3 protein-coding genes are annotated in these 1,293 nt (G+C 61.8%); 1 reads left to right on the top strand and 2 read right to left on the bottom strand.

Features of this window, described 5'->3' with window-relative positions:
• Both EN935_RS36320 and EN935_RS36315 read right to left on the bottom strand, forming a co-directional pair.
• Window positions 1-351 (bottom strand): NUDIX domain-containing protein (locus tag EN935_RS36320; protein WP_127374246.1); only part of this gene is annotated, 351 nt, incomplete at its 3' end.
• A gap of 36 nt (window positions 352-387) precedes the next feature.
• Window positions 388-819, bottom strand: coding sequence for a TerB family tellurite resistance protein (locus EN935_RS36315; protein WP_127264706.1), 432 nt, complete (start codon window positions 817-819; stop codon window positions 388-390).
• 150 nt (window positions 820-969) lie between these two features.
• Between EN935_RS36315 and EN935_RS36310 the strand changes: the two genes are divergently transcribed.
• The coding region (locus EN935_RS36310) for a TSUP family transporter (protein ID WP_164771701.1) at window positions 970-1,293 on the top strand (324 nt) is incomplete at its 3' end.

Below are 1,293 nucleotides of genomic sequence, written 5' to 3'. Positions count from 1 at the left end.
CGCCTCGCCTTCAAAGGAGCGCGTGTAGAACATCAAAGCGAAGAACTGGGCACGATCGCCATTCGGAAACTGGAAGGTTTCATAGCGCGGGTCGCAGCCGAACCCGAATGGTTCAACGTTGCTGACGATCAACCCGGTTTCCTCGAGTATCTCCCGGATCACCACCGCTTCCAGGCCCTCGCCTTCCTCGGCATTGCCGCCAGGCAGGCCCCACAGGCCAAAATCGGTCCGTTTCTGCAAGAGGATGCGGCCGTCGGCACATTCGATGACGATGCGAGCGCCCGGCATCAGCACGAGCCGATCCCCGATCAATGCCCGCAATTGCCCCAGATAGCTGTCGGCAAAGCCCATTAGACGCTCCTTCGACGTCCGACCGTTGCTCAGGCCTCAGCCTTCCGGCTTCACCACATCGACCGGGCTGATGTCGAGCAGGTCGAGCGTTCGGCGCAGCAGCCGCACTTCGCTTTCGGCCAATTGTGAATCCGCCTTGGCGATGTCAGCCATATGCTGGGCCAATTGCTTGCGCCGTTCGATGTCGAGATCGCGGAACAGCGCGATGGCCTGCGAGCCGTTGGTCTCGTAGCCGAACTCGTTGAGATATTCGATGACGCTGTCGATGCTGCTTTCCTGAATGCCGAAGGCGTCCTTGCAGATGCGCCGGAAGGCAACCATCTCGCTCTCGCTGACCGACCCATCGGCCAGGATCATGCGAAACAGCATCAGCAGTTCCGCCGACAGGACCGGATCGTCCGCCACCTTGCGCACGCCCGGGTCGCCGTCGAAGATCTGACGTATCTGGTCCAGCAATGCGAATGCCATCAGGAGCCTCTTTTCGGGTTAACTACACGCACACACAAATCCAAGCGCGATGCGCTTGGATAGAGGTAGCGCGGAATCGATCTTGCGCAAACAGGGCGGTCGTGGTCGAACGCCCGATATCTCAGCCGGCCGGACCCCTCCATACATCAGATGATCGACCTTAGCATCCAGACCGTCGCCATGCTCGCTTTCGCCGCCTTTGCCGCGGGCTTTGTCGATTCGATCGCCGGCGGCGGCGGGCTGATCACCGTGCCGGCGCTGCTGCTTGCCGGCTTCACGCCGGTCCAGGCACTCGCCACCAACAAACTGCAAGGCATGTTCGGCTCGGGCTCGGCGACCATCCACTATGCGTCGAAGGGTCATGTCGACCTGCGCCGGCAATTGCCGTCGGCGCTTTTGGCCCTTGTCGGAAGCGCCATGGGCGCCTTGCTGGCAACGATCGTGCCGGGTGACATTCTGCGGGCCGCCCTGCCC

This window comes from Mesorhizobium sp. M7D.F.Ca.US.004.03.1.1 (assembly GCF_003998635.1).
Taxonomy (GTDB): domain Bacteria; phylum Pseudomonadota; class Alphaproteobacteria; order Rhizobiales; family Rhizobiaceae; genus Mesorhizobium; species Mesorhizobium loti.
Note: the sequence above shows the minus strand (reverse complement) of the source record. Positions and strands in the feature narration are given on the sequence as shown.